This is a genomic window from Leptolyngbya sp. AN10 (assembly GCF_050565645.1).
GTDB lineage: Bacteria > Cyanobacteriota > Cyanobacteriia > Leptolyngbyales > Leptolyngbyaceae > Leptolyngbya.
Genome location: NZ_JBNXVP010000033.1, coordinates 50,156 through 69,727, shown reverse-complemented (window position 1 = coordinate 69,727; position 19,572 = coordinate 50,156). Strand labels below are relative to the sequence as shown.

Sequence of the window (19,572 nt, the reverse complement as noted above, 5' to 3'; positions counted from 1 at the left end):
ACATTCATTCAACGCAGTTATGCAAATTTCTGATTTGAAGCGAAAAAGCCAGCGATTTAAGCTGGATTCTACAGACATTTTGCCGTTGGCATTCGCTGGACTCTCGCTCGGTGTTTTCATCTTAGCGATCGTCACGTTCTGGTTAGCAGTTTCATTCTCGAAACTATCGAATCAAAAACCGCCAACGCTCGTACAGCAAGTTGATGGACACGCCTTTACAGCCCGTTCCACAGATTATCAGTATCGTGAAACAGAAGTTATTCGACGTACAGTTTCAAACTGGGCAGTCATGACTTTCACCTGGGGCAAATTACCAGGACAGAACAAAACGCAGATCGACCCAGGAAAAGAAATCTCACCAGATCCATCGAGTCGGCGTAGCGACCGTAGACGAATTCCGACCAGTGCCTGGGAAGCATCCTTTCTTCTAGCGCCTGACTTCCGAGATGCGTTCTTGCAAAAACTTGCAGCCGATGTTGTGCCTGAAGATGTGTTTCGTGGACAAGTTGCAGCGGTTCTTGTTCCTCAAAACTTCTCAACACCAGAGCTAACCGGAGAAGGACAATGGCGGATTCACATGATTGCAACTCGCATCGTTTTCGATGATGCAAACCCGGCAGGGCAAACGATTCCATTTAACCGCACGATTTACGTTAAAGCGATTGATCCGCCACAAAATCCACTCGGACAAAACACAACCGATTATCAGCGTTTGGTGTATTCGATGCTGGAAAGCGGTTTGCAAATTCAAGATATTCGCCCTTTAGAGCGTGAGGACTTAGCAAAATGAACGGACAACCACACGAGAAGGTAACGACTGAGGATTTGAAAGCTATTACCCAAGCTCCCAAGGTTGAGGAACCGTTGGTAAATGAAGGTGAATTTCCGGTTGAATTAGCTCGATCAAGCCGTCCCGTTTGGACAAAACCTGTTCCAAAACTCGCTCTAATTGGATTGCTTCTCGTTCCTGTTTTTGGCTTTGCTGCCTTGTTTTTAGCAGGTGGCGGGCGATTCAAACAAGCTCAGAAAAATTTGCCACAAGCTGCCACAACCGAAACTGCATCACAGCCAGAAACGGTTCCAGAGGAATTATCACGACTGCGAGAAGAGAATGGCAAGCTTAAAGCGAACGCAGCGATCGGCGATCAAAATACTCTACAGAGTCGTTCGGCGAAAAACACCAAACCTGAGCAAAAATTGCCACGTATTCCGGTTAATGCAACAGCCAAAGCATCTGATTCATCGAAACCTGTAACCGTAGCATCTGCGCCACCTCAAATTGTCAGTCAAGCGAGTCCACCTAGATTGGTGTCTGCTCCAGTTAGTTCACCTACAAGCAGCTATACTCCTGTTACGCGATCGATGGCGCTCAAGCAAACAACTCAAACCAAAGCTGAGAATCAGCCTGATAACTCAATGGAACAATGGCAGCAACTTGCTCAATTGGGGAGTTATGGCTCTTCTCATTCAGAACCATCCTCTGATAGCGAGTGGTCAAATGCTAGTAGTTCTCACCGCAACTCAATCGAAGAGCGATCGCAACTGGCTCAAGCTGACGAATCTGAAAATTCTTTGCAGTCTGTTCCAACTGCTCGAATTGCACCCACCTCAGCCGTGCAGACGGATACTGAGATAGTAGCGGATACTGATCAAGTGCCAGAATCACCCGTTCAAGACAGCAGCACACAATCTGAGCAATCGACGCAAGTAGATCAAACAACGCCAGAGAGAACGATCTCAGAAGCACAAACAGAAACCAATCAGCCAGTAGCTCAAAACCCAACGTCTCAACCCGCAGTTCTGAAAGACGCTGAAGCTGCAATTCTACAGGATCAAATTCGGCAACACTCGCTGATCGTTGGAGAAACTACACCTGGAATCTTGGCAACCCCTATCACTCTGAGTGATTCTAGAAGCACGGAAGCAACTAAAAAAGCTAAACCTGATCAGTTCACGATCGAGCTTACCCAACCGCTCAAAGATTCAACAGGTCAAGTAGCAATTCCAAGTGGAGCGCATTTGCTAGTTCAAGTTGATCAATTCTCCCGAACGGGTCAAGTTCAGCTATCAGCGACAACTGCTGTTTGGATTGAAAACGGCTTGCAAAAAGAACTTAACTTACCCGTAGGCGCAATCCAGGTACGTGGAGAAAATGGTAAACCACTGGTTGCAAAACAACTGGAAGATCGAGGAAAAGAAATTGCGTCAATGGATGCAGGACAGTTTCTTTTAGGGGCAGTACGACGATCAGCGCAGTTGTTTACTCGCTCCAATAGTCAACTTCAAACCGGAAACGGCACTACGGTGATTACCGAAAGCAATCCCAAGCCAAACATTCTGGCTGGGGCATTAGAAGGTGGATCAGATGCCGTTTTAGGTTCAATCGAAGAGCGCAACAAACAAGCAATTAAAGAGATGGAGCAGCGTCCGAATTCCCTGTTTATTGCGTCTGGAAGTCCGGTTCAGGTATTTGTCAATCAATCAATCCTGCTACCTAACTAATCAGCATTGCACAAAATTCGTCATCACGGTATGAAACATTTACTTCTAGCTATTGGCATTTCAATAATTGCCACAGGAGCAACGATACCTGCTCAAGCACAAACGCGCAGCGATCGCTCTGCTGTCTCGACAAGTCAGCAAACTTCATTAACCACGATCGAGCTTTATGCAGGTCATGGAGTGACATTAGATTTTCGTCCGACACAAGAGACAATTCGCAAAGCTTGGCTCGACGACCCATCACAAGTCACGCTTGATTTTGATGATGCCAATTGTCAAAGCACAAATCGGCAAAACTCATGCGCGGCTAGTGTGATTCACTTGCGTCGAATTCAACGTTTGAAGTTTCCTAATTTGCCTGCGACCGCAACAACTTTACTTACAGTAATGAGCGATCGTGGTCTTTACACTTTTCGCTTGACCTTTCCGAACGCTGGCAGCCCTCGTTATTCTACGATCGCGATTCAGCCAAATCGAATCACTCCAAAATCTGTTGCTACTCAAATTCGTGGACATTCAGGCGCAGAGTTAATCGAGCAAGGATTGGAAGTTGCTGCGGCGCGTCGTCTGATTTCACGTCGTGATCAGTTATGGAACCGCTTGAAGTCGCTCATCACTCTGGTTCAAAACGGAGTTCAGGTCGCAGATGCCGCAAAACAAGTTGGTGTCTCCGAGCAGCTTGTCGCACGACTCGTTGAGATGGGCTTGAAAACACAGTCAATATAGCTATTGAGATCGAACCATGATTAGCATGGGCAGAATTCGACGAACCATACTCCTCAAATCATTCGTTATTGGGCTTACAATTGTTTGCATCACACTGCTCTTTCCAGTTAGCGTTGCCGCTAGTCCTGATGTCGAAGCAACACTACCTATTGCTTCGGTAGAGTGGGATGGGCAATATGCTCGAATCCCGGATTGGTCAGAAATCAGCCTTCATACGTTGCCACCTATTCTTGAAGATGGTGAATTCGTCGCGCCTTCGGGTCTAAATCAAGCTCTGGGCTATGATCTTTCGCGTCAATGGAAAGCAGGGCAGACCGCAGATAGTTACCTGAAGCTAGGAGACTTTCAAACAAGTCTTTATCCTCAGTTCTTCAATCTGTACACGATCGCTCAACTGACTCGACTGGATCTAAAACAAGTTGCCTTATCCAACTTTAAGACTGCAACGGCGCAAACCCTTGATCAATTAGTTACTGCAATTCCTGGCTTAGATAGTTATCAGCTGAATCAAGTTCCTGCGGTCGCATCATTATTCAGCCAGAAGTTTCCGAGAACACCTGGATTTAACCCTAGCTCAGACAGCACGATCGCAGAGATTTTGAGCGCAAATCCCCAGTTTGGGCAATTGAGTTTAGGACAACTTGGGCAGAAGCTCGATCAGTTTTCGATCGCAGATATTCCCAATCTACAAAACGTCCCGCTACAGAAATTAGCGAACTGGGAAAACAGCTTAATTTCAGAAGTGCCAGGATTAGGAAGTGTTCCGTTGGCTCAGATGCCAAATCCTGTTCAAGCAACTGGAATGATCGGGATTGTTGATGTCGTGTATGGAACAGCAGAAAGCGATCGACGGAATACGATTTCGGGTAGCGATCGTGAAGGCTTCCAAGTTCCCTGCAAAGAGAACTGTGCTTATATTGAACTCGCTGGCGCACCTCCGCTGTATGGCAAGCAATGGATTTCTGGCAAATATCAGAAAGTAAAAGGCGGCTCCGGCGTTTTAGGTGCAGTGAACGGCGGTAAAGAACCGACTGGGCGACATCCATTCGGCGATGTCTTTAAAGTCTCCGTGTGGGATGTCGATGAAAGCACAGGAACCATTTCAACAGCGCTACATTTCCGAATTTGCAAACGTGGACTTCCTGATTTGGGTTGCACACCCTATTTCTTAGGTCCAGTTCCATTTTTGAATTATCACGAGAAGGAACCTATCTTTACAGGCTTACTCGATAGTCAGGGTGGTGCATCAAGTGGGGCATCAATTCCTGATGGAGTTATCGATCGAGCCAAAGCGATGGGTATTCCCGCCGAAGCATTACCTGGTTATCAAGAAGCATCGTTTGGCGATGATGGAGGAATTTGCGGAATAGGTGCTGGCAGCGTTGATTTCAAGGCACTTGCCAAAGCGTTTTCTGGCATTGAAGGGAACTACGAATCAGCAGGTAGCTTTGTCTGCGATGGCGATGGGAACTGTGGACGTGGACTAGGACGATATCAATATATGTCCTACCGCTCCGATGTAAGGGCATCGATTCAGCAGCAAGAAGGTGGGGCAGCTTTTCTTGCTAAGGCTGATTCTGGCGCACCGATTAGCGAGGCAGAAATTACGCGCTTCTTTCCCGCCTCGGCTCAGGATGACCTTTTCAAAGCTGACCAAACTCGCAATATTCAACAGGCACAGCGAGAAGGTTTTTCCGGTGAGCGTTTGATCGAGCGAGTTGGACAAATTCACTTTGGCGGTCCTTATGCTCCGATCGACGGTAACGCAACTGATGGAAACGGGCGATTAACACTCAAAACTTACGGTGAAGAACTGGCTAGAAACTACAAATCTGCTGCGAAGAGCAATGGAGACTGTACAAAATCAGCCAGCGCAAAATCGACCGGACGTTTGATTGCTCCCGTAACGGGCTATCCAGTAACGAGCGACTTTGGAGCGCGTGAAAGTCCTTGTGCAGAGTGCAGCAGCTTCCATCGTGGACTCGATCTCGGCGCACCTGAAGGAACCTCAGTTCATCCGGCAGATAACGGTAAAGTTATCTATGCAGGATGGGCAGAAGGCTACGGTAATGTCGTTATCATCGAGCATAGCAACGGAATGCAAACCCGTTATGCTCATCTCTCCGAGATAACGACCCAAGTGGGGGCATCTGTTGGTCAAGGACAGTCGATCGCTCGAAGTGGACACACTGGAGTTGGGACAGGACCGCACTTGCATTTTGAAGTCCGCACTGGCGCAACACCAGGACAACCATTTAGTGGAACAGCGGTCGATCCAAAACAATATCTCAAGCTGTAGGAGTTGAATTATGAAACACAAATCTTTTAGAAAATCGCTGCTTGTCCAGATTGGAGTGCTGTTTTTTGTTGGGTGGATTGTGCTTGCGATCGCGCCTTCCTCCGCACAATTGAGCGATATTCCCTCGGCTGCCAATCCTTGTATTCCCAAAGCTCAAGTTGCTCGTGCAGAAGTCATTGGTTCTACGACAGTGCAAGGTAAAAACTATTATCTACTTGCTGCCTATGAGCAAGGCGATCCTGTTGCCAGCGATTTAATCATCTCGATCGCTAATGAAAGCTGCCGAAGAGAGTTGTACAATCCGACTGGCGATCGACTTGCGCTTGCCAGTGCTGTCCCTCAAACTATTGCACGTCAACTGACCTTACAACGTTATCAGAGAGAAATTAAACGAATTGGCAGAGCAGCGTTTGAACAACAAATCAAACAATCAAGAAGCGATCGCTGGTTTGATGAGGAAAATTGGGCGCTACAACAGTTAGGAATTCATTCAAAAAAAGCGGCTCGATAGGAGAAGAAAATTATGCGACTTAGATTGAGATTTCGCTTCATTGCAATTGTGAGCCTGATTTTAGCTAGTACGATCGCAATTCTCGCCATGAAAAGCGCATCCGTCGAGACAGGGTGGCAAGAGGCTGCTCGGTCTGCGCCTCCAGGTTTAATGCAACAAGTTATCAGAGAGAATTTAAGTTCTGATTTTACTGGTGATGCTGGACGCATGAAAGTTTGGAGAATTGTTCAATCAGGGCAATCTAAGCCGCTTTTTCTCGTAGACACACGTAGTATGAACGAGGCAAGCCATCCGCATGAGAATCCGTTGTGTGGCGCGATGGGATGCAAGTTTTTAGGTTATGTTTCCACGACAAAGGATCGATATCAGCAAGTTTTCGCTAACTACCTCAAACCACAACTCCCTCCAAAGGTTCCTCTCATTGAACCGACTCCTAAAATTCAGAGCGGATTGCCAACCCTGAAAATTAATCAGTTAGAAGGCAGGCAAGTGAAACAATCAGTGCTTGCGTTCAATGGAAAAGAGTATGAAGTTGTAGAAACGCAGTTGTTGCCCAAAATGTATGAGTAATAATGCTAAACACAATGATCAAAGCAATGTTGCTGAGATTACTCATGCTGTGTCTACGACATTAGCTAATACAACTCAGGCTTTAACAAAGTCAGGAATGGGATTGCTACTACTCGGATTGTGTTTCTTCAGCATTAGTATGAATCTTCTGAACCCCAAAAAAGGTAAAATTTCGACGGGACGGCTCGGCGGTCGTGCAGAAAAACGAGTTGCCAGCACGATCGCGCATCGACAACGAAATCAGAGAAAACACAATCGAGTCACATTGAGAGCAGGGACTTTAGAAGTTCCCGAAATGCAGCAGGGTATTGCTGTATGCGGTGCGCCCAATAGTGGCAAGACTTACAGCATTATCGATCCAATGATTCGGGACGCGATCGCGCAAGGACTCGCGATCGTGGTTTACGATTTCAAGGGGGCACAAATTGAGGCACACGCTGCCTACGCTGCGGCGCAAGGGTATCGCGTTCATGTATTTGCACCTGGTTTCCCTTACACCGGGGTTTGTAATCCATTGGATTTTGTCCGCGATCCGGCAGATTCCCTTATGGCAGGACAGCTTGCTGAAGTTATTTATAAGAACACCCGTCGCGGCAGTAATGCCAGCGAAAATGACTTCTTTTCGAGTGCTGGGCAAAAACTGGTTGAAGCGGTGATGTTGCTGGCAAAAACGACGCTGTATCCCGATTTGCTCATGGCGAAGAAGCTTCTAAATCTTTCTAATCTGCCAACCCGTATTCGCCAAGCCGGAGAAGCAAACAAAATTCCAACCTGGACGCTTGAAAGCTTCAGTCAGATACTATCTTCAGAGGATGCTGAAAAACAGGTTGCGGGGATCGTCGCAACAGCTCAACGCACGTTCGATAAATTCATTGGTAAAGACTTGATTGCGAGTTTTGTTGGGGAAACTACTATTCCACTTGACCTAACCGGAAAGCAAATTCTATTTCTTCAAGTAGACACTCAAAAGCGTGATGTCGTTGCGCCACTACTGGCTGCAATGCTTCACCTAATTGTTGCTCGAAACTTTTCCCAACCTCGAAAAGAACCGCTAGTCGTGAGTTTGGATGAGTTACCGACATTGTATTTGGATGGTTTACCGAAATGGATTAATGAGTTTCGTTCCTACGGTCTTTGTACAATTCTGGGCTATCAAAACTTTGCCCAACTGCAACATACTTATGGACGGGAACTATCAAAAGCAATCTTTGCTGCCTGCGGAACGAAAGTCTTTTTCAATCCCCGTGATGACGAAACGGCTGGCTTGGTCTCACGCTATCTAGGCGAAAAAGAAGTTCGGTTACATACACGATCGCAGAGCTACGGAGTTCAGCGCAGCACCAGCCGTAATGAACAGTATCAGAAAGTTTCGTTGTTGACCGTCGATGAAATTCTGAAGCTTGACCAAGGTGAGTGTGTTTTCATTAATCCAGCTTACAAGGGTCAAGGTGAAGCTTCAGTCCCACTAAAACTAAAACTGAAAGTCCCCAAACGTGAGAATGAGCTTCAACAGGCAAGTGAGAAATTGTGGTGCAATACGGTACGCGATCGCTTAATCGAACGAATGTCAAAGCTACAAATTACAGAAGCCGAACTTGATGCAGAAGCGGAAAAACGACAACAAATCGCAGAAAGTCAATTTCCGCTCCAATCCAGTGATGAAGCCTCTACAGATGGCTCCGATTATCAGAACATAGACACTCAAGACGCAGTTGCCGATGATTCGTATAACGCAGATGATTACACCGAGTATTAACTTCTAAAAACACCGAGAGAAAAAGCATGGTACAAACATTCAAAACACAGGACATTCAGGCTCTACTTCAAGAGTGGGAATTATCCGAAGCAGCAATCTCAGTTCTTGCTAAAGAATCAGAAATCGTTGCTGAACTCATTCGCGCTAGACACCTACCACTTCTACCTCCAGGCTATGTGCCAACCGTTGTCGAACTGCTATTCGATGACATACCCTATGTTCGCTCTGAGAAAGGACAAGTTGTTTACCTGCGTCATTGCGAACCAGATTATCAACCTCCGTTTGTTGAATATCGGTTTGATGGGCAAATGGCTGTCTTTCAAGTGGGTGGAGAGTGTGTAGTGAATCGAGTTGAAGGAATGGCTCAAGCGATCGCGCTCCAAGGGTTGCTATACGAGGAGGATTAATTATGGCGTTTACCGTTAGTCCAACAGAAGCACAGGCAATGCAAGAAGATCAAGCTCAATTGTTGAGCGCGATCGCGCAAGCCACACGCGGAATGATCAGTGCTTTAGACTCTTCTCGCGCTCAACAATCAGACCCGCCCAAAACGATGCGAATCCAAATGGGACGACGCTTGATCTACGGGCAGATGGCGCGAGGAGAATTTCGCAATGAGTTGACTCCCGATCGACTCAAAACCATTTTTGATGCACTGCAAAGACCCGTCACAGAGGACGTTAATCCGAAGAAGTATCAAGGCAAAATTCCAGCGATCGAAATCAAAGACGGGGACACTGTTCTCTTTCGCGAAGAAAGCGACGGAATTGTAACGGTCAACCAAATTGCATTTCAAATCCAAAGACAAAATCAAACTGATAAAAGCAGATTAGATACTGAAAACACAAATACTGAAAAACAAAAGTCCGAAACAGAGAAATTGCAACCCCGATCTAATGTGAGTGAGCAGCGGCAACAATTACAGCAAGCTCAACAGCTTAGGGTTCTTGGTCAGTCTGCTCTAGATCTACAAGGAGTAACAACAGCGACAGGCAATCGTCAATATCAATCCAAAAACTTTACTATCATTGAAAATGCAGAAAACGACACACTAACGATCGCATCTCAAGATAAAACGGTGCTTCAAACGACTCGTGAAGGGCAAATTCTAGTTGCGGCTCCGAACGAGATTCCAACTGCTTTGAGTGAAATTGGCGAAGCATACAAGCAAGCTGAGGAACTGCAATGGCGCATGGAATCAAACGAGCCACCTCCAGAGGATCTAAGCTTAGATTGGCAAGCTCAGAACATTCAAGCACAAGATATTGCAAATACGGCTCAGTTTCTACTAAATCCTCTAGGGGACGAGAAGCCGCTGTACGATACGGTTGCGATCTCAGACTACAAAATTACTCAGGACACAGATGGGCTAACTATCACACGCGGCAACGATGAGTTAGTTTTAATTGTGCGAGAGGGGCAAGTTTGGGATTACGGCTCGACTGGGAAAGATTGGGAAACCTTTCAACGTCTTCAGCCTCAAAGAGCAATCATCAATGAACAAGAGGCATTAAATGATCGGGTTGATTTAACGGCTGATTTTACTCCAGTATTAGCAGATGGTGAAAATATGCTTCCTGCGATCGCAGTCGCCCAGCGAGAAGCCGCTAAACTTCCTGATGGAGCAACGAAACAGCTTCTTCAGTCAACCCATCAAAATTGGAAACAGCAAGTTCTTCAAGGATTAGGGCAAGGTGTACGAGAAACCATGAATTGGTTGTCATCTCGTCCAGAAACGATGCGAGATCAAAGCATCGCTCGATCATCGTTAGAACTTTTTCATCGTAGTCACCTTCGCACCAGCGAGAAATCGTATGAAATGGGCGATTTCAAAGTGAGTCTACAGGGGATGAATCTTTACACTATCAGCGATGCAAACGGGGAATTAATGCGATTTAAAGCAACAAAATCTCCTATCCCTGGACTTCAAAACCAAAGCATTCAAATTCTATCGAAAAGCGATCGCTTGACCTCGACGCATCAAGCTGTCTTTCAGCAGATGCGTCAGGATAAATCTCTTACGCCTGTAGGAGAGTTGGATGTCGAAGCACGATACGGAGCAAAAACCCAGAGAGTAGAGCAAACGGTTCGAGTTTTTCTCAACTCTCAGAACGCTAGAGTTTGGGACAAAGAAAAAGGTCGATTCAAGTTTGAAATCGGTGAAGACAATTTCATTAAAATCACCGATAAACGCGATGGTCGAGGCGTAGTTTATCGCCGCGACAACGGGCGCGTGATGTCACGGCTACAGCCGAACGATTTCGCTCATTTCGATCGTCTAGCCGACCAACTGCAATCCGCTGAACGTCAGCAGGATGCGACCCAAGAGAAAACCCGCTCGAATCAAAAGCAGTCGTCTGGAATGGAGTTGAGCTAGGAGGCGTTATGTTTAGTTTTCTCAAACTATGCGCGATCGCAATGATAGTCGCATTCCCACTTTTCATTTGGATTGGCTTTGAACAGGGAAATACGCCGCCAGAGAAGATTATTTCTCAGCCTAAAACTGCCGATGAGTTTCTGAACCGAGGCAGTCTTTATGAGAAAAACGGCAACTATGAAAATGCTCTCAGAGACTATACTCAAGCCGTTGCGCTTCGTCCTGATGATGAACGTGGTTATGTACGTCAGGGTCTTGCGCTCGAAGGGCTGAATCGTCCTCAAGATGCCTTGCAGAAGTATCAAAAAGCAAAAGAAATCGCACAAGCACAGGGCGATCGCAATGAAGTTCAAACCGTAGATCTCTTAATTCAACAATTGAACCAAAGGAAATAAAACAATGCAAAAACACTTAACTAAACTTTCTCGATGGCTTGAGTTAATTTTCTGTGTTGCATTTATCGCGATCGCGGCAGTAATGCTTGTGTTTCACAGAGTTCATCTGGGGATACTTTATCTCGGTCTTGCAGTGCTACTCTCTCCAATCCCTATCCTGCGTCGTTTACCTTCAAGCATTCGATTTTGCGCTGTCTTAGTCGGATTGTTCCTGTAGCAGTTTCAGTTCATTAAAAAGATCTTGTTTGGGAGGCTCTAAGCGGTGAGCAGTCCACAGTTAGTCAATTTCTTTGCAAAGCATCTTATCGAAGGAGGTGAATTCTCTACGATCGTCGCTGCTCGTCAGCAAGCCTCGCTGATTCTGAACCAGCCTGTTTTACCTGGAACAGCATTATCAAAATTAGTGGATGAATCCGTTGAAGCTGGGCTTGTTCGAGCAGCTCGGCAAATTGTTGAAACATCAGCAACAACTTACGAAGCTTACGATCGCTTAGTCAATCTACACAGTCGTCAACCTGTTCTGAATGTTCGCTCATCTACAAGTGTGCTTCAGCAGGCATACAGCACCCCGATTCCAATCGCATTTCTTGCTTCTGCACTCGCGAAAATTAATGCCGAAACAACAGTATATGAACCTACAGCCGGACATGGGGCGTTATTGATTGCAGCGAATCCCACAAACGCAACAGTCAATGAAATTAATCTTGACCGAGCGGCTGATCTACGGGCGCAAGGCTTTACCGTCACCGAATACGATGCAGCCGAGTATCAACCGGGAAAACTGCACGATCGGGTGATTTGCAATCCGCCGTTTGGTGTGGTCAGAGTTGAAGGTCAGACGAAACGATTTCAAATTCTAGGCAGTCCCAGAAAAACGACGCAGGTTGACCAAGCGATCGCGCTACTCGCATTGCAATCTCTCAAGGATGACGGTTTGGCTGTTCTCATTCTCGGTGGCAAGCTCGGAGACGATGAGGAAAGAAGATCTGAACGGTACAACACGCTTGAATCCCGAAGCTTCTACGCCTCGCTTTACGAGCAATACAACGTCACACAGCATCTTTCCATTTGGGGTTCGCTCTATCGCAAACAAGGCGCAGGATTTCCGATTGATCTGATTGTGATTGAAGGGAGAGGACAATCTCAACGAATTCTGCCTGCTGCTGATGTTCCAGTCATTTACAAGTCATTCTCTCAACTTAAGGAGTTAATCCCTGATGAACAATTACACCAGCTATCCCCAAATCTGGAAACCAGCGCAGTCGAACGACTCGGAATTGTTCATCGTCAGATTTCCAGCCGAAATGAGTCAAATGACACGATCGCAATACAAAGCGCTTCTACCAGAACGCATCGTGTGGCTGATCAAAAGCTGGATGGAACAAACTCAAGAAACACAGGAACAAACTCATCGCAGACTGACGATCGCACTCCACAACCTTTTGTCATATCAAGAAGCACCGAGACTAACCGAGCTAGATACTGGGGAACTCGTTTCACTCCCCGAATGGATGGACGACTGGGCGGAGACATTTATCGATCGCAACGAAACCCTGATGCAGAAACTATCGATAGACTTCCCGATCACGCTACCCACGATCGAGCCACAAACGCAGAAAGTGTGGCTGAACGAACACAACAAAATCACCTTAGAGAACTGGTTAGCGATTCTCACCTACGGCATGAACGCAGATTTTTAGCAACAACTTCCAGCATTGAAACGAATGGACATCAAGCAATGGTAGAACAGTCTTCTAGCAATTCCATTGAACCGATCACAGCAACTCAACCCTTTGATATCCCTTACATTTCTCGATCGAAGGGACAATCAGCACACAATCTGATTCCAACCAACATGGCAGCCGCTGCTCAAATTGCTCTTGATCATCTTGAACAAGCTGTAGGCAATATTGATGAGTTTGTCTGCCAACGGTTAGGCTATGACTCTACAGAACAGATGTGGCAGTATCTTTATGCAGAGCAAATCGACGCGATCGCGCTTGCTTTTCATCAACGCGATCGTGGCAGTATTTTTCTTAACGGCGACAAGACCGGAAACGGCAAAGGGCGCTTTGGTGCAGCAAATATTGTCGATGCTGCCCGTCAAGGTTATATCCCAGTGTTCGTGACGCAAAAGGCGAACCTTTACACCTCGATGCTGACAGATTTAGCAGACATCGGTAAGCCCAGAATGCGCGTCTTTGCAACCGATAACAAATTAACTCTCGATTTAGAAGACGGCAGGCAATTAGTAACAGGTGATGCTACCACTCAAACCGAGCAAATGCGACAGATCATGCAGCAGGGACTCGGCAACTACAATGCAATCTTTACGACATACACGCAGCTTCAAACTGTACAGCAGAAAGAACCATTTCGGCGGGAGTTCTTTCGCACGATCGCGCCTCAAGCTGTTTTTATCTTTGATGAATCTCATGAAGCTGGAGGCAGAAGCGACAAATCTCAAGATGACGGTGGCATTTATCCTAGTCGTGCCGAATTTGTCCGAGAACTGGTTGATAAGAGTGCTGGAGCCGCATTTATGTCCGCAACTGCGATTAAAAATGCGGGTGTTGTTGATCTGTATGCGCGGCGTAGTGACGCTCGGTATGCTGTCAATAATCTTTACAGCTTAGAAACAATCCTGAAAGCGGGTGGTGTTCCACTTCAGCAGATGTTTGCGACAAAATTCGTTGCCTCTGGACAAATGCTCCGGCGTAGCCGCTCGATGGAAGGAATTTCATTCACAGCAAAAGTGGTTCCAGTCGATCGAGACATTGCAGAAGGCATTTCTGCTGTGATGAGAGCAATTAACGATTTTGACGATGCCAAACAAGTAGGAATTACTAAACTCAAGAAACGTCTGAAAGCTGAGGCGAAAGCTTTAAGTGAAGATGGCACAACCGGAGCCGCTGGAGCGAGATCTACTAACTTCACGTCGTTGATGCACAATGCGATCGATCAAAGTTTACTGGCACAAAAAGCGGAAGTCGCAGTACAAGAAGCGATCGCAACAATTGAACGAGGCGAAAAACCATTAATCGGGGTTGCTAACACAATGGGCAGCTTCATCGAATGGTACACCGAAGAAAATAACATCGAACCAGGACAATCAATTAACATCACCTTTGGAGACGTACTAGAGCGATATTTGGAGCGCTCTAGAGATGTGATTGAAACTGATCGTTGGGGTAAAAAAACTCGTCGTCGATTAACCGATGAAGAAATCGGACCTGATGCTGTCGCTGCTTATGAAGAAGCTCAAGATTTAATCGATGAAACCGATTTATCGAGCATTCCACTTAGCTCGATCGATTACATTCGCTGGCGATTAACCCAAGAAGGCTATCGAGTTGATGAGATCACTGGACGCAACCATATCGTTGAATACAGCCATACTGGAGAAATGAGCTATGGACTCCGCTCTAGTAGCGAAACCAGTCCCCAGGCACGAGTTGATATTATCAACCGATTTAACCGAGGGGATTTAGATGTTGTTATCCTCAATCGCTCTGGAGCTACAGGAATCAACCTTCATGCTTCTGAAAAGTTTGCCGACCAAAGACCCAGACGACTGATTATTGCTCAAGCCGAACGAGACATCAATCTCGTCATGCAATTATTCGGACGCATCGATCGTTATGGGCAGGTTGTCAAACCTCGGTTTGATTTGTTGATGAGTGATTTGCCTGCCGAGAAACGGTTAGGCGCACTGTTGGCTAAGAAGATGGCAGAACTCAACGCCAACGTCACTGCATCGCGTGAATCGCAGATGTCTGTCGCGAACGTCGTAGATTTCATGAACGTCTATGGTGAAGAAGTCGTTCGGGAGCTTCTCGAAGAAGATTATGAACTGCAAGCAAAATTGAGTTACCCGCTAGATGTTGGCAGCGATGAATCTGACATTGCTGTGATTAAGCGCGTAACTGGGCGGCTTCCCTTGCTCACCATTCAAGAACAGGAAGAACTTTACACCCTAATTGAAAATGAAACGAGAGAACTCATCGCCCAAAAAGAAGCAATGGGTGAAAGCGTTTTGAAAGCGGATCAACTTGATTTAGACGCTCAAACGATCGCACAAATGGAAGTCATCCCCGACGACAGTAGCGTTAAAAGCGAGTTTACAGGCGCAGTCGCCTTAGAAGTAGTTAATGCTAAGGTTCCGGTTAAGCCGTTTAGTCAACTTCAGGTAATTGATGCAGTCCGGCAGAGTCTTGATTTATCCTCGGTTGAGAATGTCGCTGACCATGATTTTGAAGCCGTTGCTCAAATTGCTAATCAGCGATCGCAAGAATTGTTAACCAAGCTGAGAGAAGAAACGCGATCGTACCGTCGAGAAATGCTGCTAACGAAAAGCACTCCAGGGGCAAAAGATCGCTTCACTGATAAGCTCAACGATCAGATGAAGCATCTCACAAAAGTTTTGAGACAAACACCACCAGGAACACCTGTGAGAGTGGTATCACCTGAAGGTAATGTCTTCTATGGCGTTGTTTCGCGCATCAGTCAGAAAGGACAAAAAGGAAGCCCGATCGCACCCACAAATTGGAAAGTTCAAGTTCTAGTGGATCATCGCTGTCAACAATTAACCATACCGCTTTCAAAATTTAATCGCGGCAAGCATGATGCAATGACGCAAGTGATGAAGCAAGCGACGAACTGGAACGGGGAAGATATCTACGAAGCCTTCGATTTGCGCCAACAGCAGAATCAGCGCACCGAGATGCAAATTTTCACAGGTAATCCGATTCGGGCATACGAGAAGTATCCGAACGGAAGATTTTTGAACTACACCAACGATCGCAGCGATGTGGTTCAAGGGCTAATTATGCCTGCGGGATTTGACATTCAAGAAGCACTCCGATCAGAACCTGTTGCATTCAGAGAACCTGCTCAGGTAAAAGCGTTTCTTACCGATGCAACCCAGTATCAAGCATCAGTCAAAACGTTAGATGAACTATTTACAGTTCGCACTCAAGCATCAATGCGATTAGGAAATAGCAGTGCAACTGGATTTGTTTTGCAAACGCTGAAGTCCGGAGCCGGAGACCAGTACTCGCTTGACTCAGATATTATTGCAGCCGCAGGCAGTGAGTTTTACTCAGTCCACGAACGAATGGAATTGATTGTGCCAGAGGAGCGCATTGACCAAGTTCTCTCAGTCATTCTTCAGCAGAAGCAATGGACATTAGCGGCATTCGATTACAAAGATCAAGCGCGAGATTTACTGAACATCGAATTGCCAGAGCTAACGGTTGTACAACCTGCCCATGACCAAACTGGGCGAGATCTGATCGCCTCACCGGAGAAATTAGAACAGCAGACAGCAAACTCTCCAACTAATCCAGCAATTCCGCTAATTCTGGTTGAGCCAGATCTCGATGACTTCTCGCGCCAACCGCAACCGATGCCCGAACATGAGAATGCCTCATCGGTTCGAGTCGCTGCCACAAAATATCAATCTGGACGAGCGGAGAAAAACATTGCAAGATTTCTGGAGCAAGCTGGGCTGAGTGAGGCAGTGATGGCAGATCCAGAGTTTTATCTACAAATTGAAAACACTCCCTACATTCCATTAACGATCGAGCGCCATGACGCAGCCCTACATTTCATTCATTGGCTAGAAGATAGCTATGGCGATCTCTTCATTGATTCTGAAATGATCTTTGACTTAGCTCAGACGGGACGCTTAAGCCTGCGGGAAGTGGCAGTACAAAATCCATTTAGGGGCGGAGAACTGAGATCCTGCGATCGTAGCTTTGCTCAATTGTTTTCCCGCAACATCTCTGACCAAGGATTTGCAGAAGCAGCCCGTCAAATGCAAACAGTTCAACCGATAGAGGCAGTTGAAGTATTACCAGAAGATTCAAATAACACAGTTGAACCAACGCAAGATGTCTCGCTGCTTAAATTTGGTGATGGCAACACGGTTCGACTAGAGCCAGAGGAAGTCGATGCGATCGCAAGAGCTTGTTATGTTTACACTTCTGAGGCGATTTTACGAGAGCGGTTAGCTGAAATTCTAGAACCCGTTGTCGGTCGCAGAAATGTAGATTTAGCAATTCAATCCGTAATTGATAATTACCAGCAATCACCAGAAACCAATTCAAAACCAGAAAATTCACAAAGCTTAGAATCAACCAGTGATGTACAGAAAACTGACCACGCCAACCTTGCACCATTTGCGATCGAGTACTTGAGCGTTAAAGATCAACACCCTGATGCTTTAGTCTTTCAGCGTTGTGTTTCTGGCGATTTTTACACCGCTTATTTTGATGACGCAACGACGATCGCAAACGCATTAGATCTAACACTGACAAGCCGAGACGCAGGCGGAACCGTAGGGCGAATTCCGTCGATCGCGATTCCAGCATGGTCAGGAGCAATTGAGCGGTTCACAACTTATTTGGAATCACAAGGGCACAGCGTTGTTGTCGATCAAGGAATACAGCAATCAGAAGCAGTACTGAATCATGCTGAGACATCTCTGAACGAACAGTCGAACGAGACAAGCCAGATACCTGATCTAGAGCGAGAATCTAAAACTAGCGAAGAACCAACTACTCTTTTTGATTTGGGAGATTATTCTGATGCTCAGAGAGACTATCAGGTAGACGTTCAAGGATATGATCCGACCTGGGAGAGCGATGTTGAAAAAGCTTCACAAAATTCTGAAACATTGACTTCGACAAAACTCAAGTCAGAGACTCAGGCTGCCAGAGATCAAGCTACACCTTCCGATTCCTCAGTTCAATCTCACTTAGATACTACTCAATCGAACTCAACCGACATTTCAGCCCTCACAAACGAGGTAAGAAATCTCGACCTAGAAGCCGTAGCAACCAGCTTGGGTCTTCAAAAAGACCGATACGACAAAAATAAGTGGAAAGATGCAGGACACATCATCAGCATTAACGATGGGAAATTCATGGACTGGTTAGCCGATAAAGGTGGTGGAGGTGCGATCGATTTAGTCATGCACGTCCGCGAAGTCGAGTTCAAAGAGGCAGTTCAATGGCTTTCAGGACAAACGATACCTGCTTCCGCTCGATCTCAAACGTCCTTAGTACCAAAAGAACCTCGTCCACTCGAATTACCGCCGCACAACGATGAGCATTGGGCAACGGTGCGACAGTACCTTGTCGAAACGCGGGGACTGCCCGCAGCCTGGATTGATCGCTTTCATGACACGGGATTAATTTACGCAGACGACCATCGCAACGCCGTTTTTCTGCGATATAACGATCGACACAATGACCAAGCATGGTCACGCTATGAAGTCACAGGTGCAAGTCTGCGTGGTACACGCGATTCAGAACACGCCTTTCATGGATTAGCGCCTGGTTCTTCTCGTGAGAACGGCTGGTTCTGGTTGAGGTCGGCAAATGGTGAGGTCAATCGAGTTATTTTGACCGAATCACCCATTGATGCCATTTCTTTAGCTGTGTTAGAAAAAGAGAAATCGCCGGACTCAACTTCTGTATCAATCTATCTATCCACCGACGGCTCTGGCGCAGTTCCAACAACAGATCTTCAGGCAATCCTCGATCGAGGTGGACAAGTTATTGCCGCATTTGACGCAGACAAACCCGGTGAGAAAATGGCGTGGCGTATTGCAGAAATACTCCCCGGCATCTCGCGGATGACACCAGCGCAGGGTAAAGACTGGAATGATCGACTTTTGATTGAACACCATTCCGATCAGGCAAAAACTAAAGAGTACGATCGAGGCGACAAACAAACACTGCGATCGCTCTGGAAGTGGCATCGAGTCGCTGGGGAGTTGGGACGAGCCTCAAACTATCTCAAGCGCATTACCGAAGTTGCGAGAGCATTTGTCGATGGCGAACCCTTATCTGATAAAGCGATAACTGCAATGCAGCAAGATTTTCAAACTCACAAGCAGCAAACCCGTACTCATTCAGCCACCCGTCAAAATTTGCAAACATCAGAAATGCTAACCGCACAAACAGCACAGCCAAAAAAGTCCTACCAGGAAGTTGAAATAGGATAAATGTCTTTCAACTCCCTGAGCGTACAAGCAGCTACAGCAGCGCAATTTACTTTTTGCACTAAAATCTTTACAAAGTGCAAGCAGCTTTGTCACATGATTTAGGGCGGCTTTACTTGTAGAATACGGGATTGAGGCTCCTTTGGGGCGAATCCCAGCATGAGAACTAATGTTCAGAATGCAGCTAGGACATTCACGACTGGATGATTGGCGTAGTGCATTTTCAGCCTCTGCAATCAGTGTCCAAGGTGCAATGACCTCGTAGAGATTTCGCCAGACCTCCGGCGAGGCTTTCTTCAAAGACGAGTGTGGAATCGTCACACTCATCCCCGAATTGTTGACCAAAACATCTAGCCGTCTGTGATGCGACAAAACCTTTTTAACAATATGAACGACCAGCTAGAACTATCTCAGACCTCCACAAG

General features: G+C 46.4%; 13 protein-coding genes. 12 read left to right on the top strand and 1 reads right to left on the bottom strand.

The annotated features are described in order from the left end of the window. The first annotated feature begins 19 nt into the window (after positions 1-19). The 12 genes from ACQ4M5_RS31620 to ACQ4M5_RS31565 are packed head-to-tail and all read left to right on the top strand — an operon-like array spanning position 20 to position 19,150. Positions 20-790 (top strand): hypothetical protein, encoded by a 771-nt coding sequence (locus ACQ4M5_RS31620; RefSeq protein ID WP_430679787.1) that lies wholly within the window; start codon positions 20-22, stop codon positions 788-790. Beyond that, on the top strand, positions 787-2,502 hold the full coding sequence (locus ACQ4M5_RS31615; protein ID WP_430679786.1) for a TrbI/VirB10 family protein: 1,716 nt from the start codon (positions 787-789) through the stop codon (positions 2,500-2,502). Before ACQ4M5_RS31620 ends, ACQ4M5_RS31615 begins: the two co-directional genes overlap by 4 nt. A 30-nt stretch (positions 2,503-2,532) precedes the next feature. Then, complete coding sequence (locus ACQ4M5_RS31610; protein ID WP_430679785.1) at positions 2,533-3,228, top strand: hypothetical protein; 696 nt, start codon at positions 2,533-2,535, stop codon at positions 3,226-3,228. Between the two features lie 16 nt (positions 3,229-3,244). Beyond that, positions 3,245-5,527 carry a M23 family metallopeptidase gene (locus ACQ4M5_RS31605; protein WP_430679784.1) on the top strand — a complete coding sequence of 761 codons (2,283 nt, stop codon included), beginning with the start codon at positions 3,245-3,247 and terminating at the stop codon, positions 5,525-5,527. A 10-nt stretch (positions 5,528-5,537) separates the two neighbouring features. Next, a complete protein-coding gene (locus tag ACQ4M5_RS31600; protein ID WP_430679783.1) occupies positions 5,538-6,038 on the top strand; it encodes a hypothetical protein in 501 nt (166 codons plus the stop codon). A gap of 12 nt (positions 6,039-6,050) precedes the next feature. Then, complete coding sequence (locus tag ACQ4M5_RS31595; protein ID WP_430679782.1) at positions 6,051-6,608, top strand: hypothetical protein; 558 nt, start codon at positions 6,051-6,053, stop codon at positions 6,606-6,608. Then, on the top strand, positions 6,601-8,364 hold the full coding sequence (locus ACQ4M5_RS31590) for a type IV secretory system conjugative DNA transfer family protein (RefSeq protein WP_430679781.1): 1,764 nt from the start codon (positions 6,601-6,603) through the stop codon (positions 8,362-8,364). Before ACQ4M5_RS31595 ends, ACQ4M5_RS31590 begins: the two co-directional genes overlap by 8 nt. A 26-nt stretch (positions 8,365-8,390) precedes the next feature. After that, a complete protein-coding gene (locus tag ACQ4M5_RS31585; protein WP_430679780.1) occupies positions 8,391-8,771 on the top strand; it encodes a hypothetical protein in 381 nt (126 codons plus the stop codon). A gap of 2 nt (positions 8,772-8,773) precedes the next feature. Next, positions 8,774-10,741 (top strand): hypothetical protein, encoded by a 1,968-nt coding sequence (locus tag ACQ4M5_RS31580; RefSeq protein ID WP_430679779.1) that lies wholly within the window; start codon positions 8,774-8,776, stop codon positions 10,739-10,741. 8 nt (positions 10,742-10,749) lie between these two features. Beyond that, positions 10,750-11,136 (top strand): tetratricopeptide repeat protein, encoded by a 387-nt coding sequence (locus tag ACQ4M5_RS31575; protein ID WP_430679778.1) that lies wholly within the window; start codon positions 10,750-10,752, stop codon positions 11,134-11,136. A gap of 4 nt (positions 11,137-11,140) precedes the next feature. Next, positions 11,141-11,353, top strand: coding sequence for a hypothetical protein (locus ACQ4M5_RS31570; RefSeq protein ID WP_430679777.1), 213 nt, complete (start codon positions 11,141-11,143; stop codon positions 11,351-11,353). Positions 11,354-11,398: 45 nt separating this feature from the next. Further along, positions 11,399-19,150, top strand: a complete 7,752-nt coding sequence (locus tag ACQ4M5_RS31565) for a strawberry notch C-terminal domain-containing protein (protein WP_430679776.1) — start codon at positions 11,399-11,401, stop codon at positions 19,148-19,150. On the opposite strand, the gene ACQ4M5_RS31560 is transcribed toward ACQ4M5_RS31565, so the two are convergent. Next, on the bottom strand, positions 19,094-19,534 hold the full coding sequence (locus ACQ4M5_RS31560; RefSeq protein ID WP_430679797.1) for an SDR family NAD(P)-dependent oxidoreductase: 441 nt from the start codon (positions 19,532-19,534) through the stop codon (positions 19,094-19,096). The two genes, ACQ4M5_RS31565 and ACQ4M5_RS31560, sit on opposite strands and share 57 nt — an antisense overlap. Positions 19,535-19,572: the final 38 nt, after the last annotated feature.